Genomic DNA, 1555 nt, shown 5'->3' with positions numbered 1-1555 from the left:
AACAGCCACTGCTGGCATTTTATATTCGTGTGCCTTTTGAACCAGCTCCTTTATTTTTATCGCTCCATCTAACAGGCTGTATTCAGAATGAACATGTAAATGGACAAAATTAGCATGTAACATTTTTCCACCTGTGCGGTTAGATTAACCTTCCTCACATCTTTTAAAACCACGAAGGACACGAAGAATTATAAACCAAATCGTAACTATTCAGCCACAGATGGACACGGATGAAACACTGAAAATTCGTAATCCGTGTCCGTAATTAGGCTGAAGATTTTTCCTCCTGTTGTCTTCTGCCTTCTGCCCTCTGTATTTATCCGTGCTAATCCGTGTTAATCAGTGGCTGAATAGTTACAGATTTTTTAATAGGGACTCGATAGTTAGGTGATATAGGGTTTTGAGATATATATACCATAGTGTTAAACAAATGTCAATAATTATCTGTAACCGTTCTGTGATTCAGACACTGGACATCAGACACAAGACTATAGACTCTATTTATGCAGGAAATTAGAGACATTTGGGAAACCATCCTCAAAACTTCACTCCCTGAATTTTTCCTAAGCCTTACCTATGTCAGTGACAGTGACTGTGTCAGTGTCAGTATCAGTTAAGGAAATGTTTTCAACACTTCCAACTTCTTCAACACTTTTAACACTTCCAACTCTTCCAACATCCTTCTGCAATTTCTGCCCGCTTTAGTCTGAGGTCTGATATCTATAGTCTACTGTCTGAATCACAGTGTAACCGTTCAAGTGGTAATTTACCGCAGAGACACTCTGCGTCTCTATGTCTGTGCGGTGAACAGTTACATTCATTTATACTCATCTTTTCTGCGTCCTCTGTGCCTCTGCGGTGAATAATTACAATAAAAATTGTTGCCCATCTTAAAAATCTCTTGCAATAATTTTATATGTATGGTATATTAAGAGTTGGAGAGTAAAAATGTCAATTAAAGTATGGAATTATCTTAAAGAGTATGAAAATGAGAAAAAAGAAATTTATTTTGCAATTCAAAGGGTATTAGAATCTGGTTCTTTAATCCTTGGAGAGAATGTTAAAAGGTTTGAAACAGAATTTGCCAGATACTGTGGTGTTGAATTTGGAATTGGTGTCAATAGTAAAACAGATGGTCTTTTTCTTGCCCTCAAATCATTAGATATAGGTTCTGGAGATGAAGTTATTACTGTAGCTAATACGGCGGTGCCAACTGTTTCAGCCATTGTTTCAACAGGTGCCACCCTCGTTTCGTCGTAACCGTTCAGGATATAGCCACAGAGCCACAGAGAACACAGAGGGAATATATAATCACGAATGAATCCTGTTAGATGTTTTACTATCTAACGAGATGAATCCGAATCTCTCTGAACAACAAAAAGATTTGTAGTGCGAGGTTTTAGCCTCGCTTCTGGCAAGCCAGAAGGTGAACCTAATTGCTTTTTCATAAATAGGTTCCTCTTTTGGGGAGAGCGATAGCAAGAAGAACTTTAATGTAAATATCAAAATGCAAATATCAAAATTACAATGCAAAATGCAAAAATACTTGTAAATT

The 1555-nt window shown here is 37.1% G+C and carries 3 protein-coding genes; 1 reads left to right on the top strand and 2 read right to left on the bottom strand.

The window, feature by feature from the left end; genetic code table 11:
- Together AB1422_19365 and AB1422_19360 are read right to left on the bottom strand one after the other, a co-directional pair.
- The coding region (locus AB1422_19365; GenBank protein ID MEW6621461.1) for a PHP domain-containing protein at window positions 1-123 on the bottom strand (123 nt) is incomplete at its 3' end.
- A gap of 440 nt (window positions 124-563) precedes the next feature.
- Window positions 564-689 (bottom strand): hypothetical protein, encoded by a 126-nt coding sequence (locus tag AB1422_19360; GenBank protein MEW6621460.1) that lies wholly within the window; start codon window positions 687-689, stop codon window positions 564-566.
- A gap of 259 nt (window positions 690-948) precedes the next feature.
- Here AB1422_19360 and AB1422_19355 point away from each other — a divergent pair, with 259 nt between their 5' ends.
- Window positions 949-1260 carry a DegT/DnrJ/EryC1/StrS family aminotransferase gene (locus tag AB1422_19355; protein MEW6621459.1) on the top strand — a complete coding sequence of 104 codons (312 nt, stop codon included), beginning with the start codon at window positions 949-951 and terminating at the stop codon, window positions 1258-1260.
- The last annotated feature ends 295 nt before the right edge of the window (window positions 1261-1555 follow it).

This window comes from bacterium (assembly GCA_040757115.1).
Lineage (GTDB): Bacteria > UBA9089 > CG2-30-40-21 > CG2-30-40-21 > SBAY01 > JBFLXS01.
This window is presented reverse-complemented; position numbering and strand designations above follow the sequence as displayed.

What these genes read in the sequence shown, in the direction of transcription:
- AB1422_19355 (MEW6621459.1), top strand. Translation starts at nt 949, where the DNA reads ATGTCAATTAAAGTATGGAATTATCTTAAAGAGTATGAAAATGAGAAA.